Source organism: Streptomyces sp. NPDC107546, assembly GCF_055639175.1.
The window spans coordinates 406,112-425,813 of record NZ_JBVKBA010000003.1 but is presented as its reverse complement, the minus strand read 5'-3'; the positions used below and the strand labels follow the sequence as shown (position 1 = coordinate 425,813).

Genomic DNA, 19,702 nt, shown 5'->3' with positions numbered 1-19,702 from the left:
GCCGACCCTGATGCCCGGCCGTTCCTGTCGTGTGACCATCGTTGGCATGCCGGACGCCGCAACGATGCCCCTCGCCGATCCGCGGCCGCCGCGCAAGCTCTACCGCAGCAGCGACGGACGCTGGCTCGGGGGCGTGGCGCGGGGGCTCGCCGGGCATCTCGGGCTGCCGGTGATCTGGGTGCGCCTCGTCTTCGTCGGCCTGTTCCTGGCACACGGCTTCGGCGCGCTGCTGTACGCCGCGTTCTGGTTCTTCGTCCCGCTCGGGGTCGGCGGCGTCGACGACCGGCGCTCCCCGTCCCCGGTCGGCACCGGGACCTCACCCCACGGCCGCCGCAGACTGGTCGCCCGCAAGCCCGACCGGGGTCAGATCGTCGCTCTGCTCCTGATGGTCGTCGTCGCGCTGACCTTCGTGGGCAGCATGAAGCTCGACGGCGTCGCCAAGGTCTACCTCATACCGGCCGTTCTCGTCGCCGCCGGCGTCGCCCTGGTCTGGCGCCAGGCGGACAACGCGCGACGGGCCCGCTGGATGGAGGTCGGCAGCCGCCGCCGCACGCTCACCCTGCTGCGTGCCGCGGCCGGTGTCCTGCTGGTCACCGCGGGTGTCTCCGGCATGTTCGTACTGCAGGGCTCCGCCGCCCACCTCGGCTCGGTCCTGCAGGCCGCGCTGGCGGTTCTCGTCGGCACCACCCTGCTCGCCGGACCGTACCTGGTGCGGATCACCCAGGACCTGTCCGAGGAACGCCTGATGCGCATCCGCGCCCAGGAGCGCGCCGAGGTCGCCGCCCACGTCCACGACTCGGTGCTGCACACACTGACCCTGATCCAGCGCAACGCGGAGAACGCGAACGAGGTGCGCCGCCTCGCCCGCGCCCAGGAGCGCGACCTGCGTGCCTGGCTGTACAAACCGGAAGGCAGCGGCAGGGACGAGACCGAGGAGCCGGACACCCTGGCGGAGGCGGTCCGGCGCAACGCGGCGGAGGTGGAGGACAAGCACGGCGTCCCCATAGAGGTCGTCATCGTCGGCGACTGCCCGCTCGACGAACGGATCGGCGCACAGATGCAGGCCGCGCGCGAAGCGATGGTGAACGCCGCCAAGTACGGTGGCGAGGGCGGCGCCGTCCAGGTCTACGCCGAGGTCGAGGGCAAGGCGGTGTTCGTGTCCGTCCGCGACCGCGGCCCCGGCTTCGACCTCGACGCGATACCCGCCGACCGCATGGGTGTCAGAGAATCGATCATCGGCCGTATGGAGCGCAACGGCGGCACGGCACGGCTGCGCGCCGTACCGGACGGCGGCACGGAGGTCGAGCTGGAGATGGAGAGGGCGGAGACGACGTCATGAGCGACGCGAACGGGGAGGCCGCGGTGTCCGGCGGAAACGCGGAGCGGCGGGTGCGGGTCGTACTCGTCGACGACCACCGTATGTTCCGTACGGGAGTCCAGGCCGAGATCGGGCAGACGGAGCTGACCGGCGTCGAGGTCGTCGGGGAGGCGGCGGATGTCGACCAGGCGGTCGCCGTCATCACCGCCACCCGCCCCGAGGTCGTCCTTCTCGACGTCCACCTGCCGGGCGGCGGCGGGGTGGAAGTGCTGCGCCGCTGCGCCTCGCTGACGGCCGACCCCGAGCAGCCGGTGCGGTTCCTGGCGCTGTCGGTGTCGGACGCCGCCGAGGACGTGATCGGTGTGATCCGCGGTGGCGCCCGCGGCTATGTGACGAAGACGATCACCGGCTCGGACCTCGTCGACTCCATCTTCCGCGTCCAGGAGGGCGACGCCGTCTTCTCCCCGCGCCTGGCCGGCTTCGTCCTGGACGCCTTCGCCTCGACCGACGCGCCGCCCGTCGACGAGGACCTGGACCGCCTCACCCAGCGCGAACGTGAGGTGCTGCGCCTCATCGCGCGCGGCTACGCGTACAAGGAGATCGCCAAGCAGCTGTTCATCTCGGTAAAGACGGTCGAGTCCCATGTCTCGGCGGTCCTGCGCAAGCTCCAGCTGTCGAACCGGCACGAGCTGACACGGTGGGCGACGGCACGCCGGCTGGTGTGACCGTCCGCCGGCTCACACCACCCGCGTGGCCCCCGCGAACGGCATCTCGTCGATCGGTGCCAGGCGGACCGGTGCCGACGGGTTCGGGGCGTGGATCATCTGGCCGTGGCCGACGTAGATTCCCACATGGCTGATCCCGGAGTAGAAGAACACCAGGTCACCGGGGAGGAGTTCGGAGCGCGGGACGCGCCGGCCCGCGCCGATCTGGGAGTAGGTCGTCCGGGGGAGCGAGATGCCCGCCGAGCGGTACGCGGCCTGCACCAGGCCCGAGCAGTCGAAGGCGTTAGGGCCGGTCGCGCCCCAGACGTAGGGGCTGCCGAGCTTGCCGTACGCGTACGCCACCGCGTCCGCCGCCCGGGCGTCCGGCGCCTCGGCTGTCGCTGTCGCGGCCGGCACGGCGCCCAGCGGATCGTGCCCCGCGGACCGCGACGCCCGCCCCACGTCCCCGTCCGCCGAGGCCCCTGCCCGCTGCCCCTGCGTGAGCTGGGACAACAGCTGTCGTGCTTCGCCCAGCTTTTCGGTGATCGTCTGCTTCTGCCGCCGTAGCTCCGCCTGCCGGGACGTCAGCGAGGCCAGTTCGACCCGTGCCGCACCGCGCAGCCGTTCGATCTCCCGCAGCTGCTCGCGTACCCGCGTCACGGCCGCCGCCTGCCGGCTGTCCACCCGCTCGGTGAACGCGGCGTTGTCGAGGTACTGCCCGGGATCCGAGGAGAGCAGGAGCCGCACCGCGGGGTCGAGGCCTCCGTCGCGGTACTGCGCCGCGGCCGCGTAACCCAGGGCATTGCGCGCGGAGTTGAGCCGGTCCGTGCGGCGGGCCGCCTCGTCCCGCAGGGCGTTCAGCCGTTTCTGCGCCTCCTGGGCCTGCTCCTTGGCGCCGTCGTACTTCTGGGTGGCGGCCTCCGCCTCCTGGTACAGCTTGTCGACCTTGGCCTTGACCTGGGCCGGCGAGAGCGGCGGCTCGGCGTGCCCCGTGCCGTCGAAGCCGGTCGCGGTAGCCGCTCCCGCGAGGGCGATCGTGGCGGCGGTGCGGGCCGTGCCGCCCCCGAGCGAACGCTGTCTGGGCTTGCGGTGCGCTGCCACCTGGACGTCACGTCCTTTCGTACGACCGCCGGGGCCACGGGCGGTGTCACGCGTCCGGCGGCGGTCCGCACAGGGGGAACAGGCCGCCGCCGGACCTTCTCGGCGGTGGTGCCCGACGGCCGCCCCTGGCCCGGGCGGCGATGGGGAGCCGGACACCTGGGGGAGGACGCTAAACCCGTCCGTGATGGCCTCGTGACCGGATGTACGGAAGTGGCGCGACCGGACTGACGGTGACCGTATGTGACCGTGATCCGGATGCCGGGTCGGCTTCTTCACGCTCTGCGATGACCAATGCGGCGGATCCGACGCACGGGCGGCCGCCGAGTGCTATAGGGCGCATATATGCGGCCGGTTCGGAGGGATCGGCGAGCGGCGTCACATCCGCCGGGGCGGTGTCAACGGGCACGGGCGAGCTGATTAGGCTCCGGCCCCATGGACGTACTCATCCACCTCTTCGTCGGCCTGCACATCGTCGGCATCGCCGCGCTCCTCGGCGGCTTCCTCACCCAGATGAAGGCGATGGGCCAGGGCGCGGCACGCTTCGTGCCCGCCATGCTGCACGGCGCGCTGACCATGCTGGTCACAGGGGTGGTGCTGGTCGGCCTCAACCAGGCGGACCACCACTCGGTCAACACGATCAAGATCGGCATCAAGCTGGCCCTGCTGATCGTCATCCTCGGCCTCGTCTATGTGAAGCGGGACGAGGAGAGCGTCGAGAAGCCCCTCTTCGGCCTCGTCGGCGCCGCGACCCTGGCGAACATTTTCATCGCCGTGCTCTGGACCTGACGCTGTCCACGGCGGACGCGACGGCTCCCGCGAGGACCAGGAGCCAGGCGGCCACCGCGATCCACAGCAGTACCCGGCCGAGCCCGCGCAGCCACGGCACGCCGACGGAGGAGGCGACGGAAAGCGCCGCCACCGCCGTCATCCCCATCGGGAACACGGTCGACCAGCGCCGGACGTCGTAGCGGAACCGGGGCCGCACCACCTCGGCCACCGCCAGGACGACGTAACAGGCCAGGGCGAGGACGAGGAGGGCGACGGTCACACCGCGCAGGACGCCGCTGTCGTCGTTGTTCCACAGGTAGAGCCCTTTGCGCGCGGCGCTCATGAGCTGCGATCCGGCCAGCGCCGAGAGGGCGAGTGCGCCGCCCGAGATCCACTGGTCGCCCGGCCCGGTCACCACCTGCCGAGGGTCGAAACAACCCAGCCCGATCAGGTAGAACACCAGCCCGAGCCAGAAGAACACCATCGCCGTGTGGGCGAGCCACGCCACTCCCACGGCCGCCGCGAGCACCGCCCCGAGCGCCGCGATCCCCTCCGTCGCCACACACCCGAGGAACACCGCGCCGGGCATCCGGCGCCCCCATTCCGGCACGGTCAACGGGACCAGGCAGGCCCAGAGCACCACGGCCAGTGCGAGCAGTGCTTCGGCGAGCGGCTGCCCGTTCAGAGCGGACACTCCTGAGCCCAGCACAGTGGTCGCCGGCACCATGGTGAGCGCGGCCGGCGAGCCGGCCCGGGCCCGCCACTGCTCCCGGTCCCACAGCAGTTGCAGGGCGATGTCGGCGGCGAGCCCCAGCCATGCGGCACCCGCCAGGACCAGGGCGAGGCGGGAGAGGACCTGCTGGCCGGTCAGGTGCAGCCCGAACGACAGGATGCCGGTCGCCATGACGGCGGACCCGGTGGCGGGCGGACGCGGCGCCCACCAGGTGCGCAGCGCGGAGGTGCCTGACATGCGCCCGATGCTAGGGACGCGTGCACGGGTTGCGTACGGGGGCACGCGCGCGACGACGGAAAACAACCCCACGCGCGCGGCGGACGGCGGGCGTCCCTACGCGCGCGTGCCCGACGAGTGTGGGCTCAGGCCGACCGCACCACGCTCTGGATGATCGACGCGCCCCGTAGCAGATCGACTCCTCGCGGACGCACGCCCCGATACGTTTTTGTGTCCTTCACGGTGGACTCGCCCGGGTGCGCAGGTCGAGCGGTTGATCCCGGCCGGTGGCAAGGGCTCCTGCCGCCGCTTTCGAGGCGGAGTTTCCGGGGTGGCGGCGGGCTGTCGGTGGGGCGGCCTAGACTCGGAGAGCGATGAGCAGCCTCTTTGACGACAGCTTCCTGGCGGACCTCAAGGCCACTCCGGCCCCCGAGGAGGAGCCCCCGCCGCCCGAGGACCATCACGCTCCGGAGCCGGTTCCGGACGATCTGTTCGGCGGGAAGTTCGACCTGCCACCGGACAGGGACGCGTACTACCGCAACGGCGCGCACCGCCCGGCCGTCGACATGGAGGCGCTGCTGGAGGGGCTGAACGAGAACCAGCGCGCGGCCGTCGTGCACGCCGGCTCCCCCCTGCTCATCGTGGCCGGCGCCGGCTCCGGCAAGACCCGCGTGCTCACCCACCGCATCGCGTACCTGCTGGCCGAGCGGGGCGTCCACCCCGGGCAGATCCTCGCGATCACCTTCACCAACAAGGCCGCGGGCGAGATGAAGGAGCGCGTCGAGCAGCTCGTCGGCCCGCGCGCGAACGCGATGTGGGTGATGACCTTCCACAGTGCCTGCGTCCGTATCCTGCGCCGGGAGAGCAAGAAGCTCGGCTTCACGTCCTCCTTCTCCATCTACGACGCCGCCGACAGCAAGCGCCTGATGGCCCTCGTCTGCCGTGACCTGGACCTCGACCCCAAGCGCTTCCCGCCCAAGTCCTTCAGCGCCAAGATCTCCAACCTGAAGAACGAGCTGATCGACGAGGAGGACTTCGCCGCCCAGGCGTCCGACGGCTTCGAGAAGACCCTCGCCCAGGCCTACGCGCTCTACCAGTCCCGTCTGCGCGAGGCGAACGCGCTCGACTTCGACGACCTGATCATGACGACGGTCAATCTGCTGCGCGCCTTCCCGGACGTCGCCGAGCACTACCGCCGCCGCTTCCGCCACGTCCTCGTCGACGAGTACCAGGACACCAACCACGCCCAGTACGCCCTGGTGCGCGAGCTCGTCGGCACCCGCGCGCACGACCAGGACGTCCCGCCGAACGAGTACGACGTCCCGCCCGCCGAACTGTGCGTCGTCGGCGACGCCGACCAGTCGATCTACGCCTTCCGCGGCGCGACCATCCGCAACATCCTCCAGTTCGAGGAGGACTACCCGGACGCCACGACGATCCTGCTGGAGCAGAACTACCGCTCCACGCAGACGATCCTCTCCGCCGCCAACGCGGTCATCGAGCGCAACGAGTCCCGCCGCCCGAAGAACCTGTGGACCAACGCGGGCGCCGGCGCCCGGATCACCGGCTACGTCGCCGACACCGAGCACGACGAGGCGCAGTTCGTCGCCGACGAGATAGACCGCCTCACGGACGCGGGCGAGGCCAAGGCCGGGGACGTCGCCGTCTTCTACCGCACCAACGCCCAGTCCCGTGTCTTCGAAGAGGTCTTCATCCGCGTCGGCCTGCCCTACAAGGTCGTCGGCGGCGTCCGCTTCTACGAGCGCAAGGAGGTCCGGGACGTCCTCGCCTATCTGCGGGTGCTGGCGAACCCGGAGGACTCCGTGCCGCTGCGGCGCATCCTGAACGTGCCCAAGCGGGGCATCGGCGAGCGCGCCGAGGCGATGATCGACGCCCTCGCTCAGCGCGAGAAGATCAGTTTCGCGCAGGCGCTGCGCCGCGTGGACGAGGCCTACGGCATGGCGGCCCGCTCGACGAACGCGGTCAAGCGGTTCAACGTGCTGATGGAGGAGCTGCGCACGATCGTGGAGTCGGGCGCCGGACCGGCCACGGTCCTCGAGGCCGTGCTCGAACGCACCGGCTACCTCGCCGAGCTGCAGTCCTCGACCGACCCCCAGGACGAGACCCGGATCGAGAACCTCCAGGAACTCGCCGCCGTGGCCCTGGAGTTCGAACAGGAGCGCGGCGAGGGAGCGGAGACCGCAGGGGCTGCCGCCCCGGGCGGCACCCTGTCCGACTTCCTGGAGCAGGTCGCACTCGTCGCTGACTCCGACCAGATCCCCGACGAGGAAGAGGGCGACGGCGTCATCACGCTGATGACCCTGCACACCGCGAAGGGCCTCGAGTTCCCGGTGGTCTTCCTCACCGGCATGGAGGACGGCGTCTTCCCGCACATGCGCGCGCTCGGGCAGACGAAGGAACTGGAGGAGGAGCGGCGCCTGGCGTACGTCGGCATCACGCGTGCGCGTGAGCGGCTCTACCTGACACGGTCGGCCCTGCGCAGCGCCTGGGGCCAGCCGTCGTACAACCCGCCCTCGCGGTTCCTGGAGGAGATCCCGGAGCAGCACGTGGAGTGGAAGCGGAAGGGCGGTTCCTCCGCGGCGCCGCCGTCCGGGCCGCTCTCGGCGGTGGCGGCCTCGCTGTCGTCGTCTCGTTCGCGCTCGTCGGCGGCGGGCGCGTCCGGGTTCGCCACGCGCCGGGGCGGTGCGACCGAGCGGCCGGTGGTCTCGCTGGCGGTGGGCGACCGTGTCACCCATGACCAGTTCGGCCTGGGCACGGTCGTCGCCGTGAAGGGCACGGGGTCGAACGCGGAGGCGACGATCGACTTCGGGGACGAGAAGCCGAAGCGGCTGCTGCTGCGGTACGCGCCGGTGGAGAAGCTGTAGCCGCGCTTCCGGGCCCTCGCTGAACGGCGGGGGCTCGCCGCGGAGTCGGTCGGTCGGGGAGCCGATCGGTAACCGGTCGGTCGAGGAGCGGGTCGGTCAGGTCGGGTCGAGCCCGTGGCTCCGCAGCCATGGCAGTGGGTCTATCGCGGCGCCGCCGCTGGGTCGTACCTCGAAGTGGAGGTGCGGACCGGTGGAGTTGCCCGAGTTGCCGGAGTAGGCGATCGGCTGACCGGCCTTCACGGTCGTGCCGGCGGGGACCTGGTAGCTGGAGAGGTGGCAGTACCAGGTCTGCGTGCCGTCCTTGGCGGTCAGGATCAGCATGTTGCCGTACGCGCTGTTCCACTTTGTCTGCACGGTGCCGTCGGTCGCGGCCATCACAGTCGTCCCGTACGCCACCGGGAAGTCGATTCCGGTGTGCACGGACATCCAGTTGACGCCTGCCTGACCGAAGTAGGCGCTCAGGCCTCTCTGCAGGACCGGCAGCGCGAACTTGGGGCGCAGCCGCTCCTTGAGCGCCGCCTCGGCCGCCGCCTTCTTCTTCTCGGCCGCCTGCTGGGCCTTGAGGTCGATACGTTCCTGGGTGCGACTCGCCCGGTCCGCGAAGTCGGTGGCGCCCGCGGAGAGGTTCGCGAGCTGGGAGTCCAGCTTCTTGTTGGCGGCGGACGGCTTCACCGGCGTCTCGGCGGCGCTCGCCGTGGTGTCCTTGCCGTCGTCCCCGCCCACGCCGACGGTCGCCGCGGCGATCCCGGCGACCCCCACCACACACACCGACGGCACCGCGACCGTGAGCAGCGCGGACCGCTTCGCCGGGCTGCGGCGCCGGGAACGGCTCGCGGCGCGGGATGCGGTACGCGAGGAGGGGAAGGGCGTGCGCTCTTCCTGGTCGTCGAGCAGTGAGACGTCGTCGGCCGCTCCTGACGCGGCGTCGTCGGTGCGCCGCTCGGACGGGAGCTGGTCGAAGGTGGCGGTGGCTGCCTGGTGTTCGAAGGGCTCGGCGTCTGCGAAGGGCTCGGCGTCGGCGAAAGGCTCGGGGACGGCGTTCTCGAAGACGCCGGTGGCCGCTTCTTCCGACTCGTGTTCCGGGCTTCCCGCCGAGTTCCACTGCGTGGCGTCGTACGTGCCCGTGTCGAAGGTCTGCGTCCCCCATTCCCACTGCTGGGTGAGGACCGCCGACTGCTCCGCCTCGAACCAGGCCTGCGCGTCCCACTGGCCGGTGGCGTCGGGGGCCGGGGCCTGCGCGGGAATGGCGGCCAGCTGCTGGTACCCGGCCGCCCACGCCGCCGTGTCATGGGCGCCGGTGTCGAACGCGGCGTGGTGCTGGGCGGCGTACGGGTCGTAGTGCAGCGTCTGGTGCGTGCCGGTGCCGAACGTCTCGTGGCCGACGGTGTCGTGGCTGCCGGTGGACCACTGGCCGGTCTCGTAGGAACCGGTCCCGCCGTCACCCGGAAGGTCCCCGAAGAGGGGATCGGTCGCGAAGGTCGCGGTGGAGTCGGCGTAGGTCGTGAACTCACCGTACTGGCCACCCTGCGGGCCGTACGGCGCGTACTGCGCCGAGGCGGCATCGGGGGCCGGAGTCGGGGGAGTTGCGGTCCCCGACGGGTGACGGTCGTGCACCGACTTCTCTTTCGCCTCGACAACATGGGCTGCCAGAGCAGTGCGGCGACTGTACCCGGCAGTATGCGGGCGCGACAATCTTCCGCAGGTTTCCGGTGGGCAGGAAACGGGCAATCGGCCGTGTTTCGGCGGTCACCGCACAAGGCCTTGGTGCTGCGTTCGATGAATGTTCGAGAATTTGTGGGTGTCCGAGAGGTGTCGGCGGCCGTACCGGTGCTGTTTCGAGCGCGGGTGCTGGGTGCTGGGTGCTGGGTGCTGGGTGCTGGGTGCTGAGTGCTGGGTCGGGCGCGGTCGCTGGGTGCTGAGTCAGCCGTCGCGCGCGGTGGGGCTCACGCCACCGTGAGGCCACCGGTGTGGGCCACGGCCGCCGTCGGCTCCTCGAGGTCCAGGGCCTGCCGTATCCCGGCCGCGACCGCGGGGTGCACCGGCAGGGCCAGATGGCCGATGCCGCTCACCCGAATGTTCTGCGCCACCAGGTCCGGATGGTCGACGCACGCCGCCTCGAGCGGATCCATCAGCGGGTCCAGATCGCTCCAGAAGCTCACGAAGTGGGTACGGCAGCCGGGTGCCGGCTCACGCAGTTCCTCGATCAGCTCAGAGCCCGGACGCATCTGGCGGACGATGGGGTGCGCGTTCGCGAGCGGGGCGACGCGGGTGCCGGAGTGGGGTGTACCGAGCGTGACGAGCCTGCGGACGCGGAGGTCGCCACGGAGCCGCTGCACGTAGTACCGGGCGATCAGACCGCCCAGGCTGTGTCCGACGATGTCCACCTGCCGCTGCCCGGTGCGCTCGCAGATCTCCTCCACATGCCGGCCGAGCAGCTCGGCCGCGATGCGGATGTCACACGTCAACGGAGAGTAGTTGAGTGACTCGATGTGCTGACGGCCGTGCTGTGCGAGGTTCCGGCGCAGGAGGACGAAGACCGAGCGGTTGTCGATGAACCCGTGCAGCAGGATCACTGGAGGCTTGGCCTCGGTGGGGAGCGTGGCGGTGTCCGGAGGGGGCGGGAGCGGGGCGCAGCGGCGCTCCTGGATGATGCCCGACGGGTAGAGGAGCAGATGTCCGGCGAGAATCGCCAGCTCCAGGGCGGTCGCCTTCAGCAGCGCGATGGAGAGTCCGGCCAGTCTGCTGGGGAACAGGCGCTGGCACAGCGGAACCAGAGGCTCTACTACCCCGGTGACCTTCATTGGCCGACCTCCCGTCGGCACGCGCGAGGACGTCTCCGTGCCCCCGTGTGCCCTCATGGAAAGCCGTGGCGGTGGCCTGTGGGGCAGGTGCCGCGGGTTCGGCCGCGCCGCGGGTGCGGCGCGTACAGCGCCGGTGACGCAGACGGACGCTGTTTTCGTCGTGGTGACGCGAACCCGCCCGTCCTCGTGGCGCGGTGTCCCGTCCTCCTCGTACGGGTGGTGCTCCCCGCTTTCGTGCCCTTGCATTCCTTTCGCCGGCGTACCCCACCACCACGGCGCCCCGCTGGCGCGGCGGTGGTGCGGCCGCCTCGGTGCGGCTCTCCTTGCGCACGATCCCCTCGGTCCACGGCGCTCGAGCCGCTGCTGCGGCGCGTGTGCCGCGGGGAGGGGGGACCCTGCGCGGCGAACGTGTCCCATTGTGTGATTTCCCCCTCGGTCACCACCGTGAAACTGCCGGTTGCGGGATGCTGGCGATAACGTTCGTTCACTTCCCGGGTCGATACGGCGCGGGTCGCCGGTGCCGACGGGGTGATCCGCCGGTTCGAGGCGTGCCGACCGTGCGGTCCGTGTGTCCGCCGATACGGTGATGTGGCGGCAGGCGGTCCATCGGTACAGGGTGTGTTGTAGTCGCTTCATGGAGGCAGTGATGGGTGTGGCAGCCGGTCCGATCCGCGTGGTGGTGGCCAAGCCGGGGCTCGACGGCCACGATCGCGGGGCCAAGGTGATCGCGCGGGCGCTCCGCGATGCGGGAATGGAGGTCATCTACACCGGTCTCCACCAGACGCCCGAGCAGATCGTCGACACGGCGATCCAGGAGGACGCCGACGCGATCGGGCTGTCGATCCTGTCCGGCGCGCACAACACGCTGTTCGCCGCGGTGATCGACCTGCTGAAGGAGCGCGACGCGGAGGACATCCTGGTCTTCGGCGGCGGCATCATCCCCGAGGCCGACATCCCCCTGCTGAAGGAGAAGGGCGTCGCGGAGATCTTCACGCCCGGGGCGACGACCGCGTCGATCGTGGACTGGGTACGGGCGAACGTACGGCAGCCGGCCGGGGCGTAACGCTGCGTAGCCGGCGTCGCACGGCCTCCGTAGGTGCCACCTGGCGGAGGCCGAGCCCGCCGGCCGCGGCGGGCTGACCGGCGTCCGGAGCGGAGGGACCGAGGACCGAGGCGCTGGGGTGGACCCACGGCTCACGCATCCCGCAGCTCCTCCGCCATCGCCGCCCGCAGCCGCAGCGTCGCCGACAGGCGCTGGAACGCCTCCGCCCAGTAGCCGCCCGCACCCGGCGACGCGTCCTCCGGCTCGTCCGGTACCGCCGTCAGCGCGTCCAGGCGACTCGCCTCCGCCGGGTCCAGGCACCGCTCCGCCAGCCCCATCACCCCGCTGAAGCTCCACGGGTAACTTCCGGCGTCCCGCGCGATGTTGAGGGCGTCGACGACGGCCCGGCCCAGGGGAGCGGCCCAGGGCACCGCGCACACCCCGAGGAGCTGGAACGCCTCCGACAGGCCGTGCGTGGCGATGAACCCGGCGACCCAGTCGGCCCGGTCCCCGGGGGCCAGCGTCGACAGCAGCTTCGCCCGCTCGGCCAGCGAGACCGCCCCCGGGCCCGCGGCCTCCGGTGCGGACGGCGGGCCGAGCAGGGCCCGTGACCATGCGGCGTCCCGCTGCCGTACCGCCGCCCGGCACCAGGCCGCGTGCAGTTCGCTCCGCCAGTCGTCGGCCACCGGCAGCGCGACGATCTCCTCCGGCGTACGCCCCCCTAGCCTGGCCGGCCATGTACCGAGCGGCGCCGCCTCCACCAACTGGCCCAGCCACCACGACCGTTCGCCCCGCCCCGCCGGTGGTTTCGGCATCACCCCGTCGCGCTCCATGCCCGGATCGCACTCGTGCGGTGCCTCGACCACGATCGTCGGCTCCCCCTGGGTGGGGTCGACCGCGACGCAGGCCGACGCCCGCGCCGCCATCCGCCCGGCCAGGGCCGAATCCGGCAGTGCGGACAGCAACTCCGCCGCCGTGGCCCGCACATTGCGGCTGCGGTCGGAGAGCGCCTGCTCCAGGAAGGGCTCGTCCGCGGGCTGAAGTCCCGTGCGCAGCGAGTCGAGGAACATCAGGCGGTCCTCGGCCCGCTCCGTCGCCCACGTGCCGGCCAGCAGGTCCCGGGCGAGAGCGGGATGCCGTGTGCGGAGCGCGGTGAGCAGGGCCACCCGCTCGGCGAACAGGCCTTCCTGCCACAACTGGTGGACCTGGTCCGGCTCCTGAGGCGGCGGAAGATCGGAACCGCCACCGGGCACGGAGCGCAGCGCGAAGCGCCACTCCGGGTTCAGCCGGGCCAGCCACAGGGCGCGTGGGCCTGCGAAGGCCAGTGCCGCCGGTCGCAGATCCGTGCGGGCGCGGGCCGCGTCCAGCAGCGCCGGCAGCGCCTGCGGAGGCGGCGCGTAGCCGCGTTCGTTGGCCAGCGCCAGCCACTGCGGCAGCAGCTCCACGAGGTCGGGTGCCGACCCCCGGCGGCCGCCGCCGCCCGTGCCGGGGCGGTCGGACAGCAGCAGGGCCAGTCTGCGGGCCGCGGCGGGCGGCAGCGGTGGGCGGGGGTCCGCCGCCGCGGGCTCCGGGCGCGGTCCGGCCGGTGCGGGGCGCAGCCCGGCCCTGCGGCGGACGGCCTCCACGGCGGCCAGGTCCAGCAGCGCGGCCGGGGCCTGCGGGCCGGGCGGCAGCCAGGGCGGGGTGCGCCGGTCGGTGCCCAGCAGGGCCACTGTGACAAGCTCCTCCCAGGGCACGGCGGGGGACGTGCCCTGGGGAGCGGGAGTCGCGTTCATGTCGGCCCCTTCTGGGTCGATACCGAGTCGCTCGGGTGTCGTCAGCACAGTGGGACCGCCTCTCCGGCACCCTCCGGCCAGGCGGTGAGCGGAGTGAAGCCGCGGTGGCCGCACTCGCCGAAGACCGTGACCGGGGCACCGCCCGACAGCGCCACCAGTCGCCACAGGCCCGGTCGGCTGCCCGCCGACGGCGTCACGGGCAGCGCCGTGCCGCCGTCCGCGTCCGCCAGTTGCCAGGAGCCGTCGAGCGGGGTCGGTATGACCCGGCCCAGCGTCACGGGGTACGAGTCCAGCCACGGATCGGCCCTGAGGGCTTCGCCGTACCGCGCCGCCGCGTCCCGCGTGGTCACGCCCGGCGGTCTCGTCGCTGCCGGGGCCGGGGCCGGGGGCGTGAACTCCTCGCCCAACGCCGCCCGCAGTTGCCCCGCGCCCGGGTAGGGCGACACATCGGCCTCGAAGGTCAGCCCCACCGGTAGGGCCAGGTCCGGCGCGCGCCCAGCCGCTCCATAAGAAAGAAGGAGCACCGTGCGGTCGGACTTCTCCCCGTACAGCCAGATCCGGCGTGTGGTCAGTCGGCCGTCCGAGGTGTCGTACCGCGCCAGCACCAGCCAGCGGTCGCGGACGGGCGAGCCGTCGGGCGAACCCGTCAGGCCGACGCGCGAACGGACCGTCGCCGCCAGCCCCTCCGGCAGCCGCTCACGCCTCAGCCAGCCCTGGTCCAGGAGGTGCAGCAGCGCGCACTCCTCCAGCAACCGCACCGGCCAGCCCGGCCCCGACGCCGGAAGTGCCCCCAACTCCCGCACCCGCCCGGCGAGTCCCGGAGCCTGCGCGTCGACCATGCGGGCTGCCGTCTCCTCCCACAGTCCGTACCCCGCCTGCTCCGCCGCGGCCAGGCCGCCGCGCAGCAGGTCGGCCAGGCGCTGCTCCAGCTCCGTCGCCCCCGCCGTGATCCGCTCGGCCCGCCGCTCCGCCCTGCGCCGGGCCGCTTCCGGATCGGCGGACGCGGCCGACGGGGAACCACCGGCCGCCCGCTTCTCCTGCGCCCGCTGACGGCGCCCCTCTATCCACTGCTCCGCCCAGTCCGGCTCCTGTCCCCGCGGCACCGCGCCGTCCCCGCCCGCCCAGAGCAGCAGCAGCCCCAGCGCGTGCTTGCACGGGAACTTCCGGCTCGGACAACTGCACTTGTAGGCAGGCCCGGCCGTGTCCGCGATGTCGACGACCGTCTGATACGGCTTGCTGCCACTGCCCTTGCACAGCCCCCACACCGTCCCCTCGTCGGAACTGCCCGCCTCCGACCACGGCCCGGCCGTGCCGAGTTTGCTTCCCGCTTTGCGTGACGCCGCATCAGGTGCCAGTGCCAGCACCTGCTCCGCCGTCCAGCGCGCCCCCTGCCAAGTCATGTCGTCGACGGTAGGTCCCGGCACTGACAACTGGCCCTCACGACCGCGTTTGTGCAGGTCACCACGCATTGTCAGTGGTGTGGTGCACGGTTGGTGACAGATCCGAACCGGCCGAGCTGGAGGGGGATACGGCCATGCGTGCGTCCGTTGACCAGAAGTCCGTCGAAACGAACCCGAGCCCGTCCGCGCCCGCGAACGGAAGCGGGGACGCAAGCCCCGGCGTGCCCGAGCCGGCACCCGCGCCCACACCCGGGCAGGAGAAGGGGACCGCGCCCGCGGAAGCGCTGCGGCCGCACGCCGAGGACGCCTTCGCCCACGAACTCACCGCGCTGGCCGCCCAGGACGACCGGCCGCGCCCGGCCCGCTGGAAGCTGTCGCCGTGGGCCGTCGCCACCTACCTGCTCGGCGGCACGCTGCCGGACGGCACCGTGATCACACCGAAGTACGTGGGCCCGCGCCGCATCGTCGAGGTCGCCGTCACCACGCTCGCCACCGACCGCGCCCTGCTCCTGCTCGGCGTGCCCGGCACGGCCAAGACCTGGGTGTCCGAGCACCTGGCGGCGGCCATCAGCGGCGACTCGACCCTGCTCGTGCAGGGCACCGCCGGGACCCCGGAGGAGGCGATCCGCTACGGGTGGAACTACGCGCGGCTGCTCGCACACGGCCCCAGCCGCGACGCGCTGGTGCCGAGCCCCGTCATGCGGGCCATGGCCGAGGGGATGACCGCCCGCGTCGAGGAACTGACCCGCATCCCGGCCGACGTCCAGGACACGCTGATCACGATCCTGTCGGAGAAGACGCTGCCGATACCGGAGCTGGGCGAGGAGGTGCAGGCCGTCCGCGGCTTCAACCTGATCGCCACGGCCAACGACCGCGACCGCGGAGTCAACGACCTGTCGAGCGCGCTGCGCCGCCGCTTCAACACGGTGGTGCTGCCGCTCCCGGACAGCGTGGAGGCCGAGGTCGACATCGTCTCCCGCCGGGTCGACCAGATCGGCCGCTCGCTCGACCTGCCGGCAGTGCCCGACGGCGTCGACGAGATCCGTCGCGTGGTGACGGTCTTCCGCGAACTGCGCGGCGGGGTCACGACGGACGGCCGGACCAAGCTGAAGTCGCCCAGCGGCACCCTGTCCACCGCGGAGGCGATCTCCGTCGTCACCAACGGACTGGCGCTGGCCGCCCACTTCGGCGACGGCGTGTTGCGTCCGAGCGACGTCGCCGCGGGCATTCTCGGCGCTGTCGTCCGCGACCCGGCGGCCGACCGCGTCATCTGGCAGGAGTACCTGGAAGCCGTGGTCCGCGAGCGCGACGGCTGGACCGACTTCTACCGCGCGTGCCGGGAGGTGACCGCGTGAAAGACTCCGGCTCCCCGCGGAGGGGACCACTGCTGCTCGGGGTGCGGCATCACGGGCCGGGATCCGCGCGGGCCGTGCGGGCGGCGCTGGAGGCGGCGCGCCCCGGGGCGGTGCTGATCGAGGGGCCACCGGAGGCGGACGCCCTGATCCCGCTCGCGGACCACCCGGACATGCGGCCGCCCATCGCCCTGCTCGCTCACGCCGTGGACGAGCCCGGGCGATCGGCCTTCTGGCCGCTGGCCGAGTTCTCCCCGGAGTGGGTGGCGATCCGCTGGGCCCTGCGCCAGGGGGTTCCGGCCCGGTTCATCGACCTGCCGGCGGCGCACACCCTGGCGTGGGACAAGGAAGAAGCCACGGGGACCGAGGCCGAGGAGCCCGGCACGGTCGACGGCTCCGACGCCACCGTCCGTGTCGACCCCCTCGCCGTGCTGGCCGAGGCCGCCGGGTACGACGACCCGGAGCGATGGTGGGAGGACGTCGTCGAGCACCGGGGCGTGGGGACGGGGGACCCACTCGCGCCGTTCACCGTGCTCGGGGAGGCCATGGCCGCCCTGCGGGAGGAGTACGGCGCCGGGGGACACGAGCGGGACCTCGTGCGGGAGGCGCACATGCGGCTCCAGGTCCGCGCGGCACAGCGGGACTTCGGGACCGACGTGGCGGTGGTGTGCGGGGCCTGGCACGTGCCCGCGCTGCGCGAGCGGACCTCCGTCACCGCCGACCGCGCGCTGCTGAAGGGCCTGCCCAGGGTGAAGACGGACATGACCTGGGTGCCCTGGACCCACCGCAGACTCGCCCGGGCCAGTGGGTACGGGGCGGGCATCGACTCGCCCGGCTGGTACGGGCATCTGTTCCGCGCTCCTGACCGGCCCGTCGAGCGATGGCTGACCAAGGTCGCCGGGCTGCTGCGCGAGGAGGACCGGATCGTGTCGTCCGCGCATGTCATCGAGGCGGTACGGCTGGCCGAGACGCTCGCCGTCCTGCGCGGGCGTCCGCTTCCGGGCCTGTCGGAGACGACCGACGCGGTGCGGGCGGTGATGTGCGAGGGCTCGGACGTGCCGCTGGCGCTGGTGCGCGACCGGCTGGTGGTCGGCGACGACATGGGGGAGGTGCCGGAATCGGCCCCCGCCGTACCGTTGCAGCGGGACCTCGCGCGGCTGCAGAAGCGGCTCAGGCTCAAACCCGAGCCGCTGGAGCGGGAGGTGGACCTGGACCTGCGCAAGGACACCGATGCCGAGCGCAGCCGACTGCTGCACCGACTGCGGCTCCTCGGGATCGGGTGGGGGGAACCCACGGCCTCGCGGGGCAGTACGGGGACGTTCCGGGAGACCTGGCGGCTGTGCTGGGAACCGGAGCTCGCGGTGCGGATCGCCGAGGCCGGGGTGTGGGGGACGACCGTGCTCGCCGCCGCGACCGCCAGGGCCGAGGCGGACGCGACCGCCGCGCAGGCCCTCGCCGACGTCACCGCGCTCGCCGAGCGGTGCCTGCTGGCGGAACTGCCGGCGGCGCTGCCCGTGGTGATGCAGGTCCTCGCCGACCGAGCCGCCCTCGACGCCGACGTCGGCCACCTCGCCCAGGCCCTGCCCGCCCTCGTCCGTTCCCTGCGCTACGGGGACGTGCGCGGTACGGACACCCGGGCCCTCGCGGACGTCGCGGCCGGTCTCGCCGAGCGCGTGTTCGTCGGGCTGCCACCGGCGTGCGCGGCGCTGGACGCGGAGGCGGCCGAGGAGATGCGGCGCCACGTGGACGCCGTTCACGGTGCGGTGGGCCTGCTCGGGGACGGCATCGCGGCGGACCACGGCGACATACGGGGGCGATGGCGTGCCGTCCTGAGGGTGCTCGGCGGACGGGACACCGTGCCCGGGGTGATCCGCGGCAGGGCCGTGCGGCTGCTCCTGGACGAGGGGGAGCTGGCGCAGGGCGAGGCCGCGCAGCTCATGGGACTCGTGCTGTCGCCGGGGACGCCACCGGCGGACGCCGCCGCGTGGATCGAGGGGTTCGTCGGGGGCGGCTCCGGCGGCGGGATGCTGCTCCTGCACGACGAGCGGCTGCTCGCGCTGGTGGACGCCTGGCTCGCCGGGGTGCCGGCGGAGGCGTTCACCGACGTACTGCCGCTGCTGCGGCGGACGTTCTCGGCGTACGAGCCCGGCGTGCGGCGCACCGTCGGCGAGTTGGTGCGCCGCGGGCCGGACGCGCGGGGAAGCGCGGCGGCCACCGGCGCGGGTGTCCCCGGGTTCGGTCCCGGCCTCGACAGGGGACGGGCGGACGCCGTGGTCCCGCTGCTGCGCCTGCTGCTCGGCCTGGACGAACCCGACGGCAGTGATGTCGACGACCTGGTGGGGGTGGCCGGATGAGCACGCACACGACCGACGGCACGAACACCGCCGGAGCCGACGAGCGGCTGCGGCGCTGGCGGCTCGTCCTTGGCGGAGACGCGGCGGACGGCACCGGGTACGCGCTGAGCGGGCAGGACGCGGCGATGGACGGGGCACTGACCGCGCTGTACGGGAAGGGGGACAGGCCGCAGCAGGGGCGGGACCGTTCGGCGGGGCTCGGGGCGTCCGCGCCGTCCGTGGCGCGCTGGCTCGGCGACATCCGCACCTACTTCCCCTCGTCCGTCGTCCAGGTCATGCAACGTGACGCCATCGACCGGCTCGGGCTGTCCACGCTCCTGCTCGAACCGGAGATGCTCGAGGCGGTCGAGGCCGACGTGCACCTGGTCGGCACGCTGCTCTCGTTGAACAAGGCGATGCCGGAGACCACCAAGGAGACGGCACGGGCGGTGGTGCGCAAGGTCGTCGAGGATCTGGAGAAGCGGCTCGCCACCCGCACCCGGGCCACGCTCACCGGCGCCCTCGACCGCAGCGCCCGCATCACCCGCCCCCGCCACCGGGACATCGACTGGAACCGCACGATCGCCGCCAACCTCAAGCACTATCTGCCGGAGTACCGCACGGTGGTGCCGGAGCGGCTGATCGGATACGGGCGGGCGTCCCAGTCGGTGAAAAAGGAGGTCGTCCTCTGCATCGACCAGTCGGGGTCGATGGCGGCCTCGGTGGTGTACGCGTCCGTCTTCGGGGCGGTTCTGGCGTCCATGCGGTCCATCGCCACCCGGCTCGTCGTCTTCGACACGGCCGTCGTGGACCTCACCGACCAGCTCGACGACCCGGTCGACGTCCTCTTCGGCACCCAGCTCGGCGGCGGCACGGACATCAACAGGGCGCTGGCGTACTGCCAGTCGCAGATCACCCGGCCCACGGAGACGGTCGTGGTCCTCATCAGCGACCTGTACGAGGGAGGCATCCGCGACGAGATGCTCAAGCGGGTGGCGGCGATGAAGGCGTCGGGGGTGCAGTTCGTGGCGCTGCTCGCGCTTTCCGACGAGGGCGCACCCGCGTACGACCGGGAGCACGCGGCGGCGCTCGCGGCGCTGGGAGCGCCGGCGTTCGCGTGCACGCCCGACCTCTTCCCGGAGGTGATGGCGGCGGCGATCGAGAAGCGGCCCCTGCCGATACCGGAGGCGGTCTGACGGCGACGAGCAACGGTCTGACGGCGACGAGGAAGGAATTTCCGAGCGGGATGTGGGGTGTGCGCTGCGGGTCGTGCT

At 72.6% G+C, this 19,702-nt stretch carries 14 protein-coding genes; 8 read left to right on the top strand and 6 right to left on the bottom strand.

Annotated features, from left to right (window positions below):
- Nucleotides 1-46 precede the first annotated feature (46 nt).
- Together ACZ7L1_RS06770 and ACZ7L1_RS06765 are read left to right on the top strand one after the other, a co-directional pair.
- Nucleotides 47-1,339, top strand: coding sequence for an ATP-binding protein (locus ACZ7L1_RS06770; protein WP_471434810.1), 1,293 nt, complete (start codon nt 47-49; stop codon nt 1,337-1,339).
- The gene (locus ACZ7L1_RS06765) at nt 1,336-2,043 is read left to right on the top strand and encodes a LuxR C-terminal-related transcriptional regulator (protein ID WP_471434809.1); all 708 of its coding nucleotides are present in this window, start codon (nt 1,336-1,338) and stop codon (nt 2,041-2,043) included. The genes ACZ7L1_RS06770 and ACZ7L1_RS06765 overlap by 4 nt, the downstream gene beginning before the upstream one ends.
- 12 nt (nt 2,044-2,055) lie before the next feature.
- Here the strand turns inward: ACZ7L1_RS06765 and ACZ7L1_RS06760 are convergent, their stop codons facing one another.
- Nucleotides 2,056-3,123, bottom strand: a complete 1,068-nt coding sequence (locus ACZ7L1_RS06760) for a C40 family peptidase (protein ID WP_471434808.1) — start codon at nt 3,121-3,123, stop codon at nt 2,056-2,058.
- A 432-nt stretch (nt 3,124-3,555) separates the two neighbouring features.
- Between ACZ7L1_RS06760 and ACZ7L1_RS06755 the strand changes: the two genes are divergently transcribed.
- Nucleotides 3,556-3,909 carry a hypothetical protein gene (locus tag ACZ7L1_RS06755; RefSeq protein WP_471434806.1) on the top strand — a complete coding sequence of 118 codons (354 nt, stop codon included), beginning with the start codon at nt 3,556-3,558 and terminating at the stop codon, nt 3,907-3,909.
- Here the strand turns inward: ACZ7L1_RS06755 and ACZ7L1_RS06750 are convergent.
- Nucleotides 3,887-4,861 (bottom strand): tellurite resistance/C4-dicarboxylate transporter family protein, encoded by a 975-nt coding sequence (locus tag ACZ7L1_RS06750; protein ID WP_471434805.1) that lies wholly within the window; start codon nt 4,859-4,861, stop codon nt 3,887-3,889. The genes ACZ7L1_RS06755 and ACZ7L1_RS06750 overlap by 23 nt on opposite strands.
- A gap of 353 nt (nt 4,862-5,214) precedes the next feature.
- Here ACZ7L1_RS06750 and pcrA point away from each other — a divergent pair, with 353 nt between their 5' ends.
- Nucleotides 5,215-7,725: a DNA helicase PcrA gene (gene pcrA / locus ACZ7L1_RS06745; protein ID WP_471434803.1), complete on the top strand. Its 2,511-nt coding sequence runs from the start codon at nt 5,215-5,217 to the stop codon at nt 7,723-7,725.
- 96 nt (nt 7,726-7,821) lie between these two features.
- Here pcrA and ACZ7L1_RS06740 read toward each other — a convergent pair whose 3' ends face one another.
- Nucleotides 7,822-9,339: a M23 family metallopeptidase gene (locus ACZ7L1_RS06740; RefSeq protein ID WP_471434802.1), complete on the bottom strand. Its 1,518-nt coding sequence runs from the start codon at nt 9,337-9,339 to the stop codon at nt 7,822-7,824.
- A 329-nt stretch (nt 9,340-9,668) separates the two neighbouring features.
- Entirely contained in the window at nt 9,669-10,526 is an 858-nt protein-coding gene (locus ACZ7L1_RS06735; protein WP_471434800.1) for a lipase family alpha/beta hydrolase, read from the bottom strand.
- Between the two features lie 646 nt (nt 10,527-11,172).
- Here ACZ7L1_RS06735 and ACZ7L1_RS06730 point away from each other — a divergent pair.
- A complete protein-coding gene (locus ACZ7L1_RS06730) occupies nt 11,173-11,589 on the top strand; it encodes a cobalamin B12-binding domain-containing protein (RefSeq protein WP_030233524.1) in 417 nt (138 codons plus the stop codon).
- 131 nt (nt 11,590-11,720) lie between these two features.
- Here ACZ7L1_RS06730 and ACZ7L1_RS06725 read toward each other — a convergent pair whose 3' ends face one another.
- On the bottom strand, nt 11,721-13,343 hold the full coding sequence (locus ACZ7L1_RS06725; protein WP_471434798.1) for a DUF5691 domain-containing protein: 1,623 nt from the start codon (nt 13,341-13,343) through the stop codon (nt 11,721-11,723).
- Nucleotides 13,344-13,384: 41 nt separating this feature from the next.
- Nucleotides 13,385-14,743 carry an SWIM zinc finger family protein gene (locus tag ACZ7L1_RS06720; protein WP_471434797.1) on the bottom strand — a complete coding sequence of 453 codons (1,359 nt, stop codon included), beginning with the start codon at nt 14,741-14,743 and terminating at the stop codon, nt 13,385-13,387.
- A gap of 134 nt (nt 14,744-14,877) precedes the next feature.
- On the opposite strand from ACZ7L1_RS06720, the gene ACZ7L1_RS06715 reads away from it, so the two are divergent.
- Genes ACZ7L1_RS06715 through ACZ7L1_RS06705 form a run of 3 tightly spaced genes read left to right on the top strand, consistent with a single transcriptional unit; the run spans nt 14,878 to nt 19,624 of the window.
- Nucleotides 14,878-16,098: an ATP-binding protein gene (locus ACZ7L1_RS06715; protein ID WP_471434795.1), complete on the top strand. Its 1,221-nt coding sequence runs from the start codon at nt 14,878-14,880 to the stop codon at nt 16,096-16,098.
- Nucleotides 16,095-18,449, top strand: a complete 2,355-nt coding sequence (locus ACZ7L1_RS06710; RefSeq protein WP_471434793.1) for a DUF5682 family protein — start codon at nt 16,095-16,097, stop codon at nt 18,447-18,449. Before ACZ7L1_RS06715 ends, ACZ7L1_RS06710 begins: the two co-directional genes overlap by 4 nt.
- Nucleotides 18,446-19,624: a VWA domain-containing protein gene (locus tag ACZ7L1_RS06705; protein ID WP_471434792.1), complete on the top strand. Its 1,179-nt coding sequence runs from the start codon at nt 18,446-18,448 to the stop codon at nt 19,622-19,624. Before ACZ7L1_RS06710 ends, ACZ7L1_RS06705 begins: the two co-directional genes overlap by 4 nt.
- Nucleotides 19,625-19,702 lie beyond the last annotated feature (78 nt).